This is a genomic window from Pseudomonas sp. B21-023 (assembly GCF_024749165.1).
In the GTDB taxonomy this organism is placed as follows: domain Bacteria; phylum Pseudomonadota; class Gammaproteobacteria; order Pseudomonadales; family Pseudomonadaceae; genus Aquipseudomonas.
In genome coordinates, this window is the sequence record NZ_CP087190.1 from 704,237 (window position 1) to 721,417 (window position 17,181).

The 17,181-nt window shown below is 63.8% G+C and carries 14 protein-coding genes; 8 read left to right on the plus strand and 6 right to left on the minus strand.

Annotated features, from left to right (window positions below; all coding sequences use genetic code 11):
• Window positions 1-29: 29 nt before the first annotated feature.
• The 3 genes from LOY42_RS03235 to LOY42_RS03245 form a co-directional block, all read right to left on the minus strand.
• On the minus strand, window positions 30-2,840 hold the full coding sequence (locus LOY42_RS03235) for an FAD-binding and (Fe-S)-binding domain-containing protein (protein ID WP_258599785.1): 2,811 nt from the start codon (window positions 2,838-2,840) through the stop codon (window positions 30-32).
• 71 nt (window positions 2,841-2,911) lie between these two features.
• Complete coding sequence (gene lldD / locus LOY42_RS03240; protein WP_102683180.1) at window positions 2,912-4,057, minus strand: FMN-dependent L-lactate dehydrogenase LldD; 1,146 nt, start codon at window positions 4,055-4,057, stop codon at window positions 2,912-2,914.
• A 63-nt stretch (window positions 4,058-4,120) separates the two neighbouring features.
• Window positions 4,121-5,791 carry a lactate permease LctP family transporter gene (locus tag LOY42_RS03245; RefSeq protein WP_198754602.1) on the minus strand — a complete coding sequence of 557 codons (1,671 nt, stop codon included), beginning with the start codon at window positions 5,789-5,791 and terminating at the stop codon, window positions 4,121-4,123.
• Window positions 5,792-6,051: 260 nt separating this feature from the next.
• Here LOY42_RS03245 and LOY42_RS03250 point away from each other — a divergent pair, with 260 nt between their 5' ends.
• Window positions 6,052-6,819, plus strand: a complete 768-nt coding sequence (locus LOY42_RS03250) for an FCD domain-containing protein (RefSeq protein ID WP_102683182.1) — start codon at window positions 6,052-6,054, stop codon at window positions 6,817-6,819.
• Window positions 6,820-6,937: 118 nt separating this feature from the next.
• Here the strand turns inward: LOY42_RS03250 and smpB are convergent, their stop codons facing one another.
• Window positions 6,938-7,420: an SsrA-binding protein SmpB gene (gene smpB / locus LOY42_RS03255; RefSeq protein ID WP_023629355.1), complete on the minus strand. Its 483-nt coding sequence runs from the start codon at window positions 7,418-7,420 to the stop codon at window positions 6,938-6,940.
• 161 nt (window positions 7,421-7,581) lie between these two features.
• Here smpB and LOY42_RS03260 point away from each other — a divergent pair, with 161 nt between their 5' ends.
• The gene (locus tag LOY42_RS03260) at window positions 7,582-8,016 is read left to right on the plus strand and encodes a type II toxin-antitoxin system RatA family toxin (RefSeq protein WP_139673722.1); all 435 of its coding nucleotides are present in this window, start codon (window positions 7,582-7,584) and stop codon (window positions 8,014-8,016) included.
• 88 nt (window positions 8,017-8,104) lie between these two features.
• Here LOY42_RS03260 and LOY42_RS03265 read toward each other — a convergent pair whose 3' ends face one another.
• A complete protein-coding gene (locus tag LOY42_RS03265; RefSeq protein WP_046854057.1) occupies window positions 8,105-8,623 on the minus strand; it encodes an outer membrane protein assembly factor BamE in 519 nt (172 codons plus the stop codon).
• Between the two features lie 97 nt (window positions 8,624-8,720).
• Between LOY42_RS03265 and fur the strand changes: the two genes are divergently transcribed.
• Window positions 8,721-9,125: a ferric iron uptake transcriptional regulator gene (gene fur, locus LOY42_RS03270; protein WP_110701757.1), complete on the plus strand. Its 405-nt coding sequence runs from the start codon at window positions 8,721-8,723 to the stop codon at window positions 9,123-9,125.
• Between the two features lie 82 nt (window positions 9,126-9,207).
• On the opposite strand, the gene recN is transcribed toward fur, so the two are convergent.
• Window positions 9,208-10,881, minus strand: coding sequence for a DNA repair protein RecN (gene recN, locus LOY42_RS03275; RefSeq protein WP_258599787.1), 1,674 nt, complete (start codon window positions 10,879-10,881; stop codon window positions 9,208-9,210).
• A 182-nt stretch (window positions 10,882-11,063) separates the two neighbouring features.
• Here recN and grpE point away from each other — a divergent pair, with 182 nt between their 5' ends.
• The 5 genes from grpE to carA all read left to right on the plus strand — a co-directional run bounded on the left by grpE (window position 11,064) and on the right by carA (window position 17,165).
• Window positions 11,064-11,618: a nucleotide exchange factor GrpE gene (gene grpE, locus LOY42_RS03280; protein WP_050706997.1), complete on the plus strand. Its 555-nt coding sequence runs from the start codon at window positions 11,064-11,066 to the stop codon at window positions 11,616-11,618.
• Window positions 11,619-11,719: 101 nt separating this feature from the next.
• A complete protein-coding gene (gene dnaK / locus LOY42_RS03285; RefSeq protein WP_102683185.1) occupies window positions 11,720-13,645 on the plus strand; it encodes a molecular chaperone DnaK in 1,926 nt (641 codons plus the stop codon).
• A 212-nt stretch (window positions 13,646-13,857) separates the two neighbouring features.
• Window positions 13,858-14,982 (plus strand): molecular chaperone DnaJ, encoded by a 1,125-nt coding sequence (gene dnaJ / locus LOY42_RS03290; RefSeq protein ID WP_102683186.1) that lies wholly within the window; start codon window positions 13,858-13,860, stop codon window positions 14,980-14,982.
• 13 nt (window positions 14,983-14,995) lie between these two features.
• The gene (dapB, locus tag LOY42_RS03295; protein WP_102683187.1) at window positions 14,996-15,802 is read left to right on the plus strand and encodes a 4-hydroxy-tetrahydrodipicolinate reductase; all 807 of its coding nucleotides are present in this window, start codon (window positions 14,996-14,998) and stop codon (window positions 15,800-15,802) included.
• Between the two features lie 226 nt (window positions 15,803-16,028).
• Window positions 16,029-17,165 (plus strand): glutamine-hydrolyzing carbamoyl-phosphate synthase small subunit, encoded by a 1,137-nt coding sequence (gene carA, locus LOY42_RS03300; protein ID WP_102683188.1) that lies wholly within the window; start codon window positions 16,029-16,031, stop codon window positions 17,163-17,165.
• The last annotated feature ends 16 nt before the right edge of the window (window positions 17,166-17,181 follow it).

The following is a 17,181-nucleotide window of genomic DNA, read 5'->3' on the forward strand; positions in this document are numbered from 1 at the left end:
CGAGAGGCCGGTGCGAGAAAGCCCTGCCCTCAGAGACTGCGCGCCCGCGTCACCCGGTCCACCAGATAGACCAGCCCGTGATAATCGATGCCACTGTGGCTCGACAGGCCGATCTCGCAGGTGCGGCTGGTGGAGATCCCCTCGCTGCAATACTGCACCGCGTCCTTGAGCGTGCGCAGCGAATGGGCGTTGAGCTCCGGTGTGGTGAAGCCCTTGTCGCCGGCGAAGCCGCAGCAATGAATGCCTTCGGGGATCACCACCTGCTTGCTGCAGCGCCGCGCCAGGTCGATCAGCGCCTGGCTTTCGCCCAGGTGCTGGGTGCTGCAGGTCACGTGTACCGCCACGGGCTCGTCCTGGGGGGTGAACTCCAGCTTGTCGACCAGGTGGGTGCGGATGAAGCGTACCGGGTCGTACAAATCCAGCCGCGATTCGCCCAGGTCCTGCACCAGGCGCAGGGTGCAGGGGCTGGTGTCGCAGTAGATCGGGTCGAGGCCGCCACGGCTGGCGTGCAGCAGCGCGTTGATCAGTTCCTGGCGCTTGTGCTCGGCTTGTTCGGGGTAGCCCTTGGAGGCGAACGGCTGGCCGCAGCACAGGCTGTCGGCGTTGTCCGGGAACACTACCTGATAGCCGGCCTTCTCCAGCAGGGCGCGGGTCTTGTCCAGCAGCGAGCTTTGCTCGCGGTCGGCATAGGCCGGGCCCATCACCCGCGAAACACAGGCGGCCAGATAGACTACGCGAGGGCGGTCGTCGTGGTTTGCAGTGCGGAGCTCTACGGCCCGCAACGGCTGCGGCATGGCGGGTGTCCACTGTGGCAGGCGGCCTTTGCTGGCCTTGCTCAGGCGGGCGCTGAGCCGACTCATGCGTGGGGCACCGAGCAGCTTGCGCGCGCTATTGGCGGCGGCCAGCGTGAAGCGGGCACCGCGCAGGGTGGCGTGGAAATGTTCGGCCAGCCAGTCGGCGGCCTTGCCGTGCTCGGCCGCCTGCCCGCGCAGCTTCTTCACCAGCTCGCCAGTGTTGATGCCCACCGGGCAGCGCTGGGCGCACAGGCCGGTGGCGGCGCAGGTGTCGATGCCCTGGTACTGATAGGTGCGCAGCAGTTCGCGGGTATCAACGCCGGCGCGTTTCTTCGCCTGGATGTCGCGCCACATGACGATGCGCTGGCGCGGGCTCAAGGTAAGCCCTTTCGACGGACATACCGGCTCGCAGAAACCGCACTCGATGCACTTGTCGACGATCTCGTCGGCGGCCGGCAGCGGCTTGAGGTTCTTCAGGTGGATGTCAGGGTCCTCGCTCAGCACCACATCGGGGTTGAGGATGCCGTTGGGGTCGAGCAGGCGCTTGAGCTTCCACATCAGCTGGTAGGCGTCATGCCCCCATTCCAGTTCGACGAAGGGCGCCATGTTGCGCCCGGTGCCGTGCTCGGCCTTGAGCGAGCCGCCGAATTCCACTGCCACCAGCTGCGCCACGTCGTCCATGAAGGCCTGGTAGCGCGCCACTTCCTCGGCGCTGTTGAAGCCCTGGGTGAAGACGAAGTGCAGGTTGCCTTCCAGCGCGTGGCCGAAAATGATCGCCTCGTCGTAGCGGTGCTTGTCGAACAGCTGGATCAGGCGGTTGACGCCTTCGGCCAGTTGCTCGATGGGGAAGGTCACGTCCTCGATGATCACCGTGGTGCCGGTCTGGCGCACGGCGCCGACGGCGGGGAAGGTGTCCTTGCGGATCTTCCATAGCTGGTTGTACACCGCCGGGTCTTCGCTGAACGCGACCTTCTGCTCCAGCGGGTAGTCGTCGATGGACGCCATTACCTGCTCGAGTTGCTCGTGCAGCAGGCTCTGGCTGGCCGCGCGACATTCGATCAGCAGGGCGCAGGCGTTGGCCGACAGGTCCTTGACCCACGCCGGCATGCCCGGCATCTCCTGCACCGAGCGCAGGCTGCGTCGGTCGAGCAGCTCCACGGCGGAGACGGGCTGGCGCTTGAGCACGGTCACGGCGCGGCAGCAGCTTTCGACGCTGGGGAACACCAGCAGCGCGCTGGCCTTGTGCGGGTGGTCGGGCACGGTGTCGTAGGTGACGGCGCTGATGAAACCCAGGGTCCCCTCGGAGCCGACCAGCAAGTGTTGCAGAATATCGAGCGGCTGGTCGTAGTCCACCAGTGCGTTAAGCGAAAGCCCCGTGGTGTTCTTCAGCCGGTACTTGTGCCGGATGCGCTCAGCCAGCGTGGTGTTGGCGCGGGTCTCGCGGCCAAGGCGGGCCAGTTCGTCCAGCAGGCTGGCGTGGCTTTGCTCGAATGCGGCGACGCTGGCCGGGTCTTCGCTGTCCAGGCGGGTGCCATCGGCCAGCACCAGGCGCAGACCGGCGAGGGTGTGGTAGGTGTTCTGCGCGGTGCCGCAGCACATGCCGCTGGCATTGTTGGCGACGATGCCGCCGATCTTGCAGGCGTTGATCGACGCCGGGTCCGGGCCGATCTTGCGCCCATAGGGGGCCAGCCAGGCATTGGCCTGGGCGCCGATCACGCCGGGCTGCAGGCGGATCTGCTCGCCGTGGTTGCGAATCTCCCGGCCATTCCAGTTGTCGCCGAGCACGATCAGCACCGAGTCGCTGATGGCCTGGCCAGACAGGCTGGTGCCGGCAGCGCGGAAAGTCACCGCTACCCGGTCACGCTGGGCCAGCTGGATCAGCGCGACCACTTCGTCCTCGGACTCCACGCGCAGCACCAGCTTGGGGATCAGCCGGTAGAAGCTGGCGTCGGTGCCGAAGGCCAGGGTCGAAGTCGGGTCGTCGAAGCGGCGCTCGGCGGGGATCAGGCGCTCGGCATCACGCAGGAACGCGGCGGGCAGGCTCATGCAGTCTCCTCGCGGGGCCGCGGCGTCTGGTGCGCGGCGTGCCCCGGGTAATCAGGCGTTGGCGGGCGCGCTCAGGCGCCCAGTTCGCGGACCAGCGAGTCTTTGCTGATCTCGCCGATGGACTTGGCGCCGGTCAGCACCATGGCTACGCGCATCTCTTTCTCGAACAGCTCCAGCAGGTTCTTCACCCCGGCCTCGCCGTGGGTCGCCAGGGCATAGAGGAAGGCGCGGCCGATCAGCACGGTGTCGGCGCCCAGGGCGATCATGCGCACCACATCGAGGCCGCTGCGAATGCCGGAGTCGGCGAGGATCTTGATATCGCCCTTCACCGCGTCGGCGATGGCCGGCAGCGCACGGGCGCTGGACAACACGCCGTCGAGCTGGCGGCCGCCGTGGTTGGAGACGACGATGCCGTCGGCGCCGAACTTGACCGCGTCGCGGGCGTCATCGGCGTCGAGGATGCCCTTGATGATCATCGGGCCGTCCCAGAATTCGCGGATCCACTCCAGGTCTTTCCAGGAGATGGACGGGTCGAAGTTGTTGCCCAGCCAGCCGATGTAGTCGGCCAGGCCCGTGGGGTTGCCGCGGTAGGCGGAGATATTGCCCAGGTCGTGGGGGCGGCCCATCACGCCGACGTCCCAGGCCCATTGCGGGTGAGTCATGGCTTGCAGCACACGGCGCAGCGGGCCGTTGGCGCCGCTCATGCCGGAGTGGGCGTCGCGGTAGCGGGCGCCGGGCACGGGCATGTCGACGGTGAACACCAAGGTCTTCACGCCGGCCGCTTTCGCACGCTCCAAGGCGTTGCGCATGAAGCCGCGGTCTTTCAGGACATACAGCTGGAACCACATTGGCCGGTCGATGGCCGGGGCCACTTCTTCGATCGGGCACACCGATACCGTCGACATCGTGAACGGAATGCCATGGGCCGCCGCTGCGCGTGCCGCCTGCACCTCGCCACGACGGGCGTACATGCCGGTGAGGCCGACCGGGGCCAGGGCCACAGGCATGCTCAGAGTCTCGTCGAACAGTTTTGTCTGCAAGCTCAGTTCGGACATGTTCTTCAGCACGCGCTGGCGCAAGGCGATGCCGGCAAGGTCCGAGACATTGTGGCGCAGGGTGTGCTCGGCGTAGGCGCCGCCGTCGGCGTAGTGGAACAGGAAGGGAGGCAGCTTGCGTTGGGCCGCGGCGCGATAGTCGGTGGAGGCGGAAATGATCATGGATTCTCGCAGCGTTGCTTGTGGGGAATGCCGGGCGCGTTAAGGCGCCCGGCCCCTGTCACTTTAGTGATGAACCAGCATGCCAGTGAGCCAGTAGGCCTGGACCAGAGTGATCAGGCCGACGATGGTGGCGAAGAACAGGCTGTGCTTGACGGTGAAGCGGAACAGGTCGGATTCCTTGCCGACCAGGCCGGTGGCCGCGCAGGCCACGGCGATCGACTGCGGCGAGATCATCTTGCCGGTCACGCCTCCGCTGGTGTTGGCCGCCACCAGCAGAGTGTCGCTGACGCCGATCTGGTGCGCGGTGGTGGCCTGCAGCGAGCTGAACAGGGCATTGGACGAAGTGTCCGAGCCGGTCAGGAACACGCCCAGCCAGCCGAGGAACGGCGAGAAGAACGGGAACGCCGCGCCGGTGCCGGCCAGCACCAGGGCCATGGTCGAGGACATGCCCGAGTAGTTGGTGACGAAGGCGAAGGCCAGCACCATGCCGATCGACAGGATCGGCCAGCGCAGTTCCCAGAAGGTCTCTTTGAAAGTGGTCAGACCAGTTTTGAAGTTGATCTTCAACACCCACATCGAGATCAGTGCCGATAGGAAGATCGCGGTGCCGGTGGCGGAAATCGGGTCGAGCTTGAACACCGCCGGCATGGCGATGGGCGCTGTGACGATTGGGGCGGTCTTCACCACCAGCTGGTCGAGGTGCGGGATGGCGAAGTTGAACACGAAGTTGTACATCGCGCCGCCCGGGGCGAAGGCTGCCTTGAACGGTTTCAGGGTCCAGATGGTGACCAGTACGGTGAGGATCAGGAATGGCGACCAGGCCTTGAAGATCTCGCCAAAGCTGTACGGGCTCGGTTGGCTGCCGCTCGACTGCACGACGGCGGCGCCGACGCTGCCCTTGGCCTCGGCGAACGCGCGCTTGGGCTGCCAGACCTTGAGGAACAGGGTCAGGGCGATCAGGCTGGCCAGGGCCGAGGTGATGTCGGGCAGCTCCGGGCCGATGAAGTTGGAGGTGAAGTACTGGGTGACGGCGAAGCTCAGGCCGGCCACCAGGGCGGCAGGCCAGGTCTCTTTCACGCCGCGCACGCCGTCCATCATGAACACCAGCCAGAACGGCACGAACAGCGACAGCAGCGGCAGCTGGCGTCCGGTCATGGCGCCGATGTGGAAGGCGTCGATGCCGGTTACCTGCCCGGCCACGATGATCGGGATGCCCAGGGCGCCAAAGGCCACCGGGGCGGTGTTGGCGATCAGGCACAGGCCGGCGGCATACAGCGGGTTGAAGCCCAGGCCCACCAGCAGCGCGGCGGTGATGGCCACCGGTGCGCCGAAGCCGGCCGCGCCTTCGAGGAAGGCGCCGAAGCAGAAGCCAATCAGCAGCACCTGCAGGCGCTGGTCGTCGGTGATCGACAGCACCGAGCTGCGGATGACCTCGAACTGGCCACTCTTGACCGTGAGTTTGTAGAGGAACACCGCGGCAACGATGATCCAGGCAATTGGCCAGAGGCCATAGAGGAAGCCGTAACCCGCAGCGGCCAGGGCCATGTCGACAGGCATCTGGAAGGCGAAGATCGCCACCAGGATCGACAGCGCCAGGGTGATGCTGCCGGCGACGTGGCCCTTGAGGCGGAACACGGCGAGGGCAAGGAAGAAGAACACGATTGGGATGACCGCCGCCAGCGCGGACAGGCCAAGGCTACCAAGCGGGGTATAGAGTTGTTGCCAGGTTTGCATATGGGGTGGCCCCTAATTGTTGTTGGTCAAGGCACTGGCATTGGATAATTGGTAAGACCAATTTACAATGGCTGGTCGCTAGGTTAAAAGCGCAGCAGCGGGTGTGTCAATTTGTCCTGGGGGAAACTTTGGTCGGATGCCGATGAGCGGGCATCTGAATGGCTGGGAAAAACGCCGCCTGATGGGTGTCGGCGCAAGCCGGATAGGCGCAGAATAGGCGCCCCCGGATTCGCATCCCCGGGGTTCGTGGAGAGCATGTGATGGTTTTTGATCAGGTCCGCCAGCGGCGCCTGTCCGACGACATCGTCGATCGGTTGGAAGGGATGATTCTCGAAGGCACCCTCACCTCGGGTCAGCGCCTGCCGGCTGAGCGCGCCCTGGCCGAGCAGTTCGGCGTGTCGCGCCCGTCGCTGCGCGAGGCGATCCAGAAGTTGGTGGCCAAGGGCTTGCTGGTCAGTCGCCAGGGCGGCGGCAACTATGTGGCCGAGTCATTGGGCTCGACCTTCAGCGACCCCTTGCTGAAACTTCTCGAATCCAGTCCCGAGGCGCAGCGTGACCTGCTGGAGTTTCGTCATACGCTGGAGGCGTCCTGCGCCTACTACGCGGCGCAGCGCGCCACCGAGCCGGATCGCGAGCGGCTGAAGACTGCGTTCGACGCCTTGCAGGACTGCTACAACCGTGTCGGTGAAGTGGACCGGGCGGAGGAGGGCGCGGCGGATGCGCGCTTCCATCTGGCCATTGCCGAGGCCAGCCACAATGCCGTGCTGTTGCACACCATTCGCGGGTTGTTCGACCTGCTCAAGCGCAATGTGGTGACCAACATTGGCGGCATGTACCAGCAACGCACGGAGACCCGCGACATGCTGATCAGCCAGCATCGCGAGTTGTATCTGGCGATTGTCGAGGGGCGCGCGGAGGACGCGCGGGAGGTGTCCAGCCGGCACATCCTATATGTGCAGGAGGTGCTGCAGGAGGCGCAGCAGCAAGCGCAGCGGGTGGCGCGTGCGGAGCGGCGCAGCGGACGCTGATTCTGGACTTCGTGGGAGGGGGCTTGCCCCGCGATCGCGCTAGCAGGGGCAGCAGTACTGCCTGGCCTGGCGCTATCGCGGGGCAAGCCCGCTCCCACGGGAAAGGTCAGGCCGAGCCCTACTCTTCCTTGCCCTTGTTGCGCATCGTGCGCTGCAGCTCGCGGTTGGAGTCGCGCTCGCGCACGGTATCGCGCTTGTCGAACTCCTTCTTGCCCTTGCCGAGTGCGATCTCGCACTTGATCAGGTGCTTGCTCCAGTACAGCGACATCGCTACGCAGGTGTAGCCCTTCTGCGCCACGGCCGCTTCCAGGCGCTCGAGCTCGCGCTTGTTCAGCAGCAGCTTGCGGGTGCGGATGGGGTCGGCGATGACGTGGGTGCTGGCGGTGTTCAGCGGGGTGATGTGGCTGCCGAACAGCCAGGCTTCGCCATCCTTGAGCAGCACGTAGCTGTCGGTCAGGTGCGCCTTGCCGGCCCGCAGGCTTTTTACTTCCCAGCCGGACAGGACCAGCCCGGCCTCGAACTTGTGTTCGATGAAGTAATCGTGTCGCGCTTTCTTGTTCTGCGCGATGGTCCCGGTCGGATGCTTCTTTTGTTTAGCCATAGGGGCGGCATTATAGGCAGTCGCCGCGTCCTCGGCTACGGGGTTTAGCTGCGCTTGAGCCTGTTGTGTGAATCCCGGACAATGCAACCCACGCTCTGCCGCGCAGAGCCGTTTTCAAGGCGCTGACAAGCGCTGCCGCCCAGTTTGGAAGTGACGCCTGGATGACTACCCATATTCAACGCTCCGCTCTGCTGCCGTACCCTGCCCAGGCGCTCTACGACCTGGTCAACGATGTGGCGAGCTACCCGGAGTTCCTGCCCTGGTGCTCGGCGTCCACGGTGCTCGAGACCAGTGACGCGCACATGCGGGCAAGGCTGGAAGTGGCCAAGGGTGGCATGAGCCAGCAGTTCATCACGCGCAATGTGCTGGTGCCGGGGCAGTCGATCGAGATGAACCTGGAGGAGGGGCCGTTCACCCAGTTGCACGGGCTGTGGGTGTTCAAGCCGTTGGGAGAGAAGGCCTGCAAGATCAGCCTCGACCTGTCGTTCGACTACGCAGGTGCCCTGGTGCGGGCCACATTGGGGCCGCTGTTCAACCAGGCGGCCAACACGATGGTCGATGCCTTCTGCCAGCGGGCCAAGCAGCTCAATGGTTGAGGGCGCGCTTGGCAGGTGAGCAAGCCCCGCCATTCATGCAGGCAATAAAAAGCCCGGGCAAGATCCGGGCTTTTTAGTATCGGCGCATTTACTGCGGCGAAGTTTCCAGCGGTGCTGGTGTCGGTACCGGGGTGGTCTCGACGTTGTCGATTTCCTTTTGCAGCGAGTCTTCCAGCGAGCCTGGCTTGGCTGGCTTCTCGGGTTGGCTCGGCTGCTTGTCCGGGTTGACCGTGGTGTCACCGCTGCCACCGAGGATTTCCTGGTCGCGGCTGACGCCTGGCATGAAGTCGCCGGAGAGGTTGACCAGTTGATCGTTCTCGTTGAAGAAGATGCTCATGCGCTCTTGCTGGCGCTGGCCGCCGCCAGGCTGCAGGCTGTAGAGATAATCCCAGCGATTGGTGTGGAAGGTGTCCTGCAGCAGGGGGTTGCCCATGATAAACCTTACTTGTCGGCGGGTCATTCCCGGACGCAATTGGTCTATCATGTCCTGCGTGACGACATTGCCCTGCTGGATGTCGATTTTGTAAACCCCGGGAAACGAGCAACCGGCGAGTGCGAGCAGTCCCACTAGGGTGAGGCTGGTTAGCAAGAGCTTGGTGTTTTGCATCGGTGGGCGACTTCCACTATCTTGGCTGGACAACGTAAACCCCGATCATACCCGTATTAAGAGAAGCTGCGAAGCAGCATCGGCGAGAAAGCTGACCATGGTTGAAAATAGCGAATTGCGCAAAGCGGGCCTCAAGGTAACCCTGCCTCGAGTAAAGATTCTTCAGATGCTCGACTCCACCGAGCAGCGTCACATGAGTGCCGAGGATGTGTACAAGGCGCTGATGGAGGCTGGCGAGGATGTCGGTCTGGCGACCGTGTATCGCGTACTGACCCAGTTCGAAGCGGCGGGTCTGGTGGTTCGCCATAACTTCGATGGCGGCCACGCGGTATTCGAGCTGGCTGACGGCGGCCACCACGACCACATGGTCAACGTGGACAGCGGTGAAGTCATCGAGTTCTTCGATGTCGAGATCGAAAAGCGCCAGAAGGAAATCGTTGCCGAGCACGGTTTCGAGCTGGTGGACCACAATCTGGTTCTGTATGTGCGTAAAAAGAAGTAACGATTTATCTCGTTATTGACGACAAAGGCGACCTTCGGGTCGCCTTTGTGCGTTCTGGGGAGCGTGCGTGGGGTGGGCCCGCTCAGGTCTTGCTGGTCACCACCATCTTGCGCGCATGGGCCAGCGACTCTTTGGTGAGGTCGATGCCGCCCAGCATCCGCGCCACTTCCTCGACCCGCTCGCGCTTGCCCAGGCTGGCCACGGCGGTATGCGTGGTGTCGCTGTTGCGCACCTTGTGCACGAACAGGTGGTGATGCCCCTGGGCTGCGACCTGTGGCAGGTGGGTCACGGTCAGCACCTGGCCGCGCTCGCCGAGGCGGCGAAGCAATTGGCCGACGATCTCGGCGGTCGGGCCGCCGATGCCAACGTCGACTTCGTCGAATACCAGGGTTGGAATGCGTGAGGTCTGTGCGGTGATCACCTGGATCGCCAGGCTGATGCGTGACAGTTCGCCGCCCGAGGCCACTTTGGCCAGGCCCTTGAGTGGCTGGCCGGGGTTGGCACTGACCAGCAGTTCGATCTGTTCCAGGCCATGGGGTGAGAGGTCCGTGCTTTCGAAGGGGGTGAGTTCGATGCAGAAGCGTCCGCCGGGCATGCCCAGGCGTTGGATTTCCTGCTCCACGGCGGTGGCCAGCTGTTTGGCCGCCTGCCGGCGCAGGGTGCTGAGCTCGATGGCCTTCTCTCTATAATGCTGTGCGAAGGCCGCGAGCTCCTCGCCCAGTCGCTCGATCGATTCGTCGCTGGCGTTCAGCCCTTCCAGCTCTTCCATCAGGCGCTGTTGCAGGTGCGGCAGTTCAGTGGGATGCACGCGGTGCTTGCGGGCGAGGGTGTAGATGGTGTCCAGGCGCTCTTCAAGGGTCTGCAGGCGCATCGGGTCGGCGTCGAAGTTGTCGAGGAAGCGGTTGAGTTCGCCGACGGCCTCCTCCACCTGGATCTGCGCGCTGGCAATCAGGTTGACCGCCTCGCCCAGTGCTTTGGGTGCATTGCCTACCGCGCCGAGGCGGTTGAGGCTCATGGTCAGGGCACTCAGCACGTTGCCTGAATCGCTTTCGCTGCACTGTTCGATGACCTGGCGGCAAATGCCGAAGAGTGCCTCGGCGTTGGTCAGGTTCTTGTGCTCCTGCTCAAGCTGCTCCAGTTCGTTTTCGCCCAGTCCGAGGTTGTCGAGTTCCTCCAGCTGGTAGCTGAGCAACTGGTGGCGCGCCCGCTGCTCGTCGCCGGAGTTGCTCAGACGCTCCAGCTCCTGGCGCGTCTGGTTCCAGCGCTTGGCGGCCAGCTGCACCTGGCGGGCCAGATCGGTGGCGCCGGCGTACTCGTCCACCAGGCGGCGGTGGGTGTCGGTTTTCAGCAGTGACTGGTGTTCGTGCTGGCTGTGGATATCGATCAGCAGCTCGCCCAGGGCCTTGAGGTCTCCCAGCGGACAAGGGGTGCCATTGATGTAGCCGCGGCTACGGCCCTCGGCGGTGATCACCCGGCGCAGGATGCAGGGGCCGTCGCTTTCCAGGTCGCGCTCGGCGAGCCAGGCGTGCGCCTCGGGGATGTCGACCAGGTCAAACGTGGCGAGGATGTCGGCTTTGTCGGTGCCCGGGCGCACCACGCCGCTGTCGGCGCGGTCGCCCAGGGCCAGGCCGAGGGCATCGAGCATGATCGACTTGCCGGCCCCGGTCTCGCCGGTGATGACGGACATGCCGCGGGCGATCTCGAGGTCGAGGTGTTCGACGATGGCGTAGTTGTGAATGGACAGGTGCACCAGCATGGGGCGGCTCCCGAAGGGTCTTGTCTGGATATTTATACAGTGCTTTTCGCGAGTCTGCCAATAGCCGGTCGACGAATGTGGAAAAGCACCTTCCCCCTTGAACCTGGTTTTTCCGACCCCATATAGCCGGCAAGACATGGCGAGCCTGGCTCGCACGACAGAAATCGTGGAGGAGAAACCCAATGGCTGACGAACAGCTGGATGAGAAGAACCTGAATTCCGAAGAAGCAGGCGCCGCGAATGCCGATGCCCGTGTCCTGGAGCTCGAGGAGCAGCTGGCCGCCGCCAAGGACCAGTCCCTGCGCGCCGCTGCCGACCTGCAGAACATCCGCCGCCGTGCCGAGCAGGATGTCGAGAAGGCCCACAAGTTCGCCCTGGAGAAGTTCGCCGGCGACCTGCTGCCGATCATCGACAGCCTGGAGCGTGGTCTGGAGCTGTCCAGCGCCGACGACGAGACCATCAAGCCGATGCGCGAAGGCATCGAGCTGACCCTGAAGATGTTCCAGGACACCCTCAAGCGCTACAACCTCGAGACCATCGAGCCGCACGGCCAGCCATTCAACGCCGAGCACCACCAGGCGATGGCCATGCAGGAAAGTGCTGATGTCGAGCCGAACAGCGTGCTGAACGTGTTCCAGAAGGGCTACCTGCTCAATGGCCGCCTGCTGCGCCCCGCCATGGTGGTGGTCAGCAAGGCGCCGAGCGCCCCGCAGCCTTCGATCAACGAAAAGGCTTGAAATCTTTTCGGGCACCCCCATCTAGGTGTCAAGCCTTCAAGTATTAGCGCAGTTGGCCAAAGCAGTCGCTGCTACCAAATTCAAGTTTCGGGAGAATCAACATGGGTAAAATCATCGGTATCGACCTGGGGACCACCAACTCCTGCGTCTCCGTGCTGGAAAACGGCACTGCCAAGGTCATCGAGAACGCCGAAGGCGCGCGCACCACGCCTTCGATCATCGCCTACGCCAACGACGGCGAGATCCTGGTTGGCCAGTCGGCCAAGCGCCAGGCGGTCACCAACCCGCACAACACCCTGTTCGCGGTGAAGCGTCTGATCGGCCGCCGCTTCGAAGAAGATGTCGTACAGAAAGACATCAAGCTGGTGCCTTACAAGATCGTCAAGGCCAACAATGGTGACGCCTGGGTCGAGGCTGCCGACAAGCAGATGGCTCCGCCGCAGATCAGCGCCGAAGTCCTGAAAAAAATGAAGAAGACCGCCGAAGACTACCTCGGCGAGCCGGTCACCGAAGCGGTCATCACCGTGCCGGCCTACTTCAACGACAGCCAGCGCCAGGCGACCAAGGACGCCGGCCGCATCGCTGGCCTGGACGTAAAACGCATCATCAACGAGCCGACCGCCGCTGCGCTGGCCTACGGCATGGACAAGGGCAAGGGCGACCATACCGTCATCGTCTATGACCTGGGTGGTGGTACCTTCGACGTATCGGTCATCGAAATCGCCGAAGTCGACGGTGAGCACCAGTTCGAAGTGCTGGCCACCAACGGTGACACCTTCCTGGGTGGCGAAGACTTCGACATGCGCCTGATCGACTACCTCGTCGACGAGTTCAAGAAAGAGTCCGGCATGGACCTGAAGAACGATCCCCTGGCCCTGCAGCGCCTGAAAGAAGCCGCTGAAAAGGCCAAGATCGAGCTGTCCTCGGCTCAGTCGACTGACGTCAACCTGCCGTACATCACTGCAGATGCAACTGGTCCGAAGCACCTGAACGTGAAGATCTCCCGCGCCAAGCTGGAGTCGCTGGTCGAAGACCTGGTCAACCGTACCATCGAGCCATGCCGCATCGCCCTGAAGGACGCCGGCATTGATGCCAGCAAGATCGACGACGTGATCCTGGTCGGTGGCCAGACCCGTATGCCGATGGTGCAGAAAGCCGTTGCCGACTTCTTTGGTAAAGAAGCGCGCAAGGACGTCAACCCGGACGAAGCCGTTGCCATGGGTGCCGCCATCCAGGGTGCCGTTCTGGCCGGTGACGTGAAGGACGTGCTGCTGCTGGACGTCAGCCCGCTGACCCTGGGTATCGAAACCATGGGTGGCGTGATGACCGCGCTGATCGAGAAGAACACCACCATCCCGACCAAGAAGTCGCAGGTGTTCTCGACCGCCGACGACAACCAGGGCGCCGTGACCATCCACGTGCTGCAGGGCGAGCGCAAGCAAGCTTCGCAGAACAAGTCGCTGGGCAAGTTCGACCTGGCTGACATCCCGCCGGCTCCACGCGGCGTGCCGCAGATCGAAGTGACCTTCGACATCGACGCCAACGGCATCCTGCACGTCGGTGCGAAGGACAAGGCTACCGGCAAGGCGCAGTCGATCGTGATCAAGGCCAACTCCGGTCTGTCCGACGAAGAAATCGAGAAAATGGTGCGTGACGCCGAGGCCAACGCCGAGGAAGACCGCAAGTTCGAAGAGCTGGCCGCCGCCCGTAACCAGGGTGATGCGCTGGTCCACTCGACCCGCAAGATGGTCACTGAAGCGGGTGACAAGGTCACCGCCGAAGAGAAGACTGCCATCGAGGCCGCCGTGGTTGCCCTGGAGGCCGCCGTCAAGGGCGACGACAAGGCTGCCATCGACGCCAAGGTCGAGGAGCTGTCCAAGGTTTCGGCCCCTGTTGCCCAGAAGATGTACGCCGAGCAACAGGCCGAGCAACCGCAGGGCGGCGCCCAGCAGGCCGAACCGGAAGCCAAGCACGACGACGTGGTTGACGCCGAGTTCGAAGAAGTAAAAGACAACAACAAGCAGTAAGTCCTGCATGTTGTCGCCCAGTTCACCGTCGTTTGCCGGTGAGCTGGTAGGATGTCGCCGCGCGGGGGCTTGCTCCCGCGTTGGCGTGTCTGGAACACGAGAATTATTTACAGCATCTGTCTGGGCGCATTCGCGTATGGCGGCAGGTGCTGACGGCATGGCGCACCGATGCGCAGAGGTATGCCGAACGCCCCCAAGAGTGCAAATGACCTATGGCAAAGCGTGATTTTTATGAAGTCCTGGGTGTCGAGCGTGGCGCCAGTGAAGGTGATCTGAAGAAGGCCTACCGCCGTCTGGCGATGAAGTACCACCCTGACCGCAACCCGGGTGATAAAGAGTCGGAAGACCTGTTCAAGGAAGCCAACGAGGCCTACGAAGTGCTGTCGGATGCCAGCAAGCGTGCGGCGTACGACCAGTACGGCCACGCCGGCGTCGACCCGAGCATGGGTGGCGGCGGTGCCGGTTTCGGTGGTGCCAACTTCTCCGATATCTTCGGTGATGTCTTCAGTGATTTCTTCGGCGGTGGCCGTGGTGGTGGTCGTGGCGGCGCCCAGCGTGGCAGTGACCTGCGCTACACCCTCGAGCTCAATCTCGAGGAGGCGGTGCGCGGTACCACGGTCAATATCCGCGTCCCTACGCTGGTCAACTGCAAGCCGTGCGACGGCTCCGGCGCCAAGAAGGGCTCGACCCCGTCGACCTGCCCGACCTGTGGCGGTATCGGTCAGGTGCGCATGCAGCAGGGCTTCTTCGCGGTGCAGCAGACGTGCCCCCGCTGCCATGGCCAGGGCAAGATCATCACCGACCCTTGCGGCTCGTGCCACGGCGAAGGTCGTGTCGAGGAATACAAGACCCTGTCGGTCAAGGTGCCGGCTGGCGTCGATACCGGCGATCGCATCCGCCTGTCCGGCGAAGGCGAGGCGGGTGCCCATGGCGGTCCGACCGGTGACCTGTATGTGGTCGTCAATGTGCGCGAGCACCCGATCTTCCAGCGCGACGGCAAGCACCTCTACTGCGAAGTACCGATCAGCTACACCGACGCCGCCCTGGGTGGCGAGCTGGAAGTGCCGACCCTCGATGGTCGCGTGAAGCTGAAAATTCCCGAAGGCACCCAGACCGGCAAGCAGTTCCGCTTGCGTGGCAAGGGTGTGGCGCCGGTGCGCGGTGGTGCTGCAGGCGACCTGCTGTGCCGCGTGGCGGTGGAAACGCCGGTCAACCTCAGCCGTCGCCAGCGCGAACTGCTCGAAGAGCTGCGTGACTCGCTCGAGGGTGACAGCTCCCATTCGCCCAAGGCCAGTGGCTGGTTCGAGGGTATGAAGCGCTTCTTCGGCGATCTCTGAGAAGGAACAGGCTATGCGACGTATTGCGGTAATGGGCGCGGCGGGGCGGATGGGCAAGACCCTCGTCGAGGCCGTGCAGCAGCAGGCGCCCCTGACGGGCCTGACGGCGGCGATCGACCGCCCGGACAGCTCGCTGGTCGGGGCTGATGCCGGTGAGCTGGCGGCCCTGGGGCGTATCGGCGTGCCGATCTGTGATGACCTGGCCAAGGTTGCCGACGAGTTCGATGTGCTGATCGACTTCACGCATCCTTCGGTGACCCTGAAGAACCTGGCGTTCTGCCGCAAGGCGGGCAAGGCCATGGTTATCGGCACCACCGGTTTCACGCCGGAAGAGAAAGAGCTGCTGGCAGAGGCGGGCAAGGAGATCCCGATCGTCTTCGCCGCGAACTTCAGCGTGGGTGTGAACCTCAGTCTCAAGCTGTTGGACATGGCGGCCCGGGTGCTGGGCGATGATGTGGATATCGAGATCATCGAGGCCCATCACCGGCACAAGGTCGACGCGCCGTCGGGGACCGCGCTGCGCATGGGTGAAGTGGTTGCCAATGCGTTGGGGCGCGACCTGCAGGAAGTGGCGGTTTATGGTCGTGAAGGCCAGACCGGTGCTCGTGATCGCAAGACCATCGGTTTCGCCACCGTGCGTGCCGGTGATGTGGTCGGTGATCACACCGTGCTGTTCGCCGCCGAAGGCGAGCGCCTGGAGATCACTCACAAGGCCTCCAGCCGCATGACGTTCGCCAAGGGCGCCGTGCGCGCTGCGCTGTGGCTGGAAGGGCGTGAGCCTGGCCTGTACGACATGCAGGACGTGCTCGAGCTGCGTTGATGCCACGGGGCTGCCTGGCAGCCCCTTGTCGCATTGGTGTGTTTTAGAGGCACATCTACGGTAGACCGAAAACGCACTTTTCTGTAAGCTACAGCTTTAGTGTGTCCACTAAAAGCGCGCAGCGAATTGAATTCAGCACTTAAAAGCGGGGTGACGTGTCCATACGTCACTCCGCTTTTTTGCAACCTGCGATCGCCCTTTCATGCTTGATTTACGGGAGGTCTTCTTGACAAAGCCAGCCATACTCGCCCTTGCCGACGGCAGTATTTTTCGCGGTGAAGCCATTGGTGCCGACGGTCAGACCGTTGGCGAGGTGGTATTCAACACCGCTATGACCGGCTACCAGGAAATCCTTACAGACCCTTCCTACTCGCAGCAAATCGTCACCCTGACCTACCCGCACATCGGCAATACCGGCACCACCCCGGAAGACGCCGAATCCAACCGCGTCTGGTCCGCTGGCCTGGTCATCCGCGACCTGCCGCTGCTGGCCAGCAACTGGCGCAACACCCAGTCGCTGCCTGAGTACCTCAAGGCCAACAACGTTGTCGCCATCGCCGGTATCGATACCCGTCGCCTGACCCGTATCCTGCGTGAAAAGGGCGCCCAGAACGGCTGCATCCTCGCCGGTGACAACATCACCGAAGAGCAGGCCATCGCCGCTGCCCGTGCCTTCCCGGGCCTGAAGGGCATGGACCTGGCCAAGGTCGTTTCCACCAAGGAGCGCTACGAGTGGCGTTCCAGCGTGTGGGAGCTGAAGACCGACAGCCACCCGACCATCGATGCTGCCGACCTGCCGTACCACGTGGTTGCCTTCGACTACGGCGTCAAGCTGAACATCCTGCGCATGTTGGTCGCGCGTGGTTGCCGCGTCACCGTGGTGCCTGCCCAGACCCCGGCCAGCGAAGTGCTCGCGCTCAACCCCGATGGTGTGTTCCTGTCCAACGGCCCTGGTGATCCGGAGCCATGCGACTACGCCATCCAGGCGATCAAGGAAATCCTCGAGACCGAGATTCCGGTCTTCGGCATCTGCCTCGGCCACCAGCTGCTGGCCCTGGCCTCCGGTGCCAAGACCGTGAAGATGGGCCACGGCCACCACGGTGCCAACCACCCGGTCCAGGACCTGGATACCGGTGTGGTCATGATCACCAGCCAGAACCACGGCTTTGCCGTCGACGAAGCCACCCTGCCAGGCAATGTTCGCGCCATCCACAAGTCGCTGTTCGACGGCACCCTGCAGGGTATCGAGCGCACCGACAAATGCGCGTTCAGCTTCCAGGGCCACCCTGAAGCGAGCCCGGGCCCGACCGATGTCGCGCCACTGTTCGATCGTTTCACCGATGCCATGGCCAAGCGCCGCTGAGCATCCTGCTTCAAGG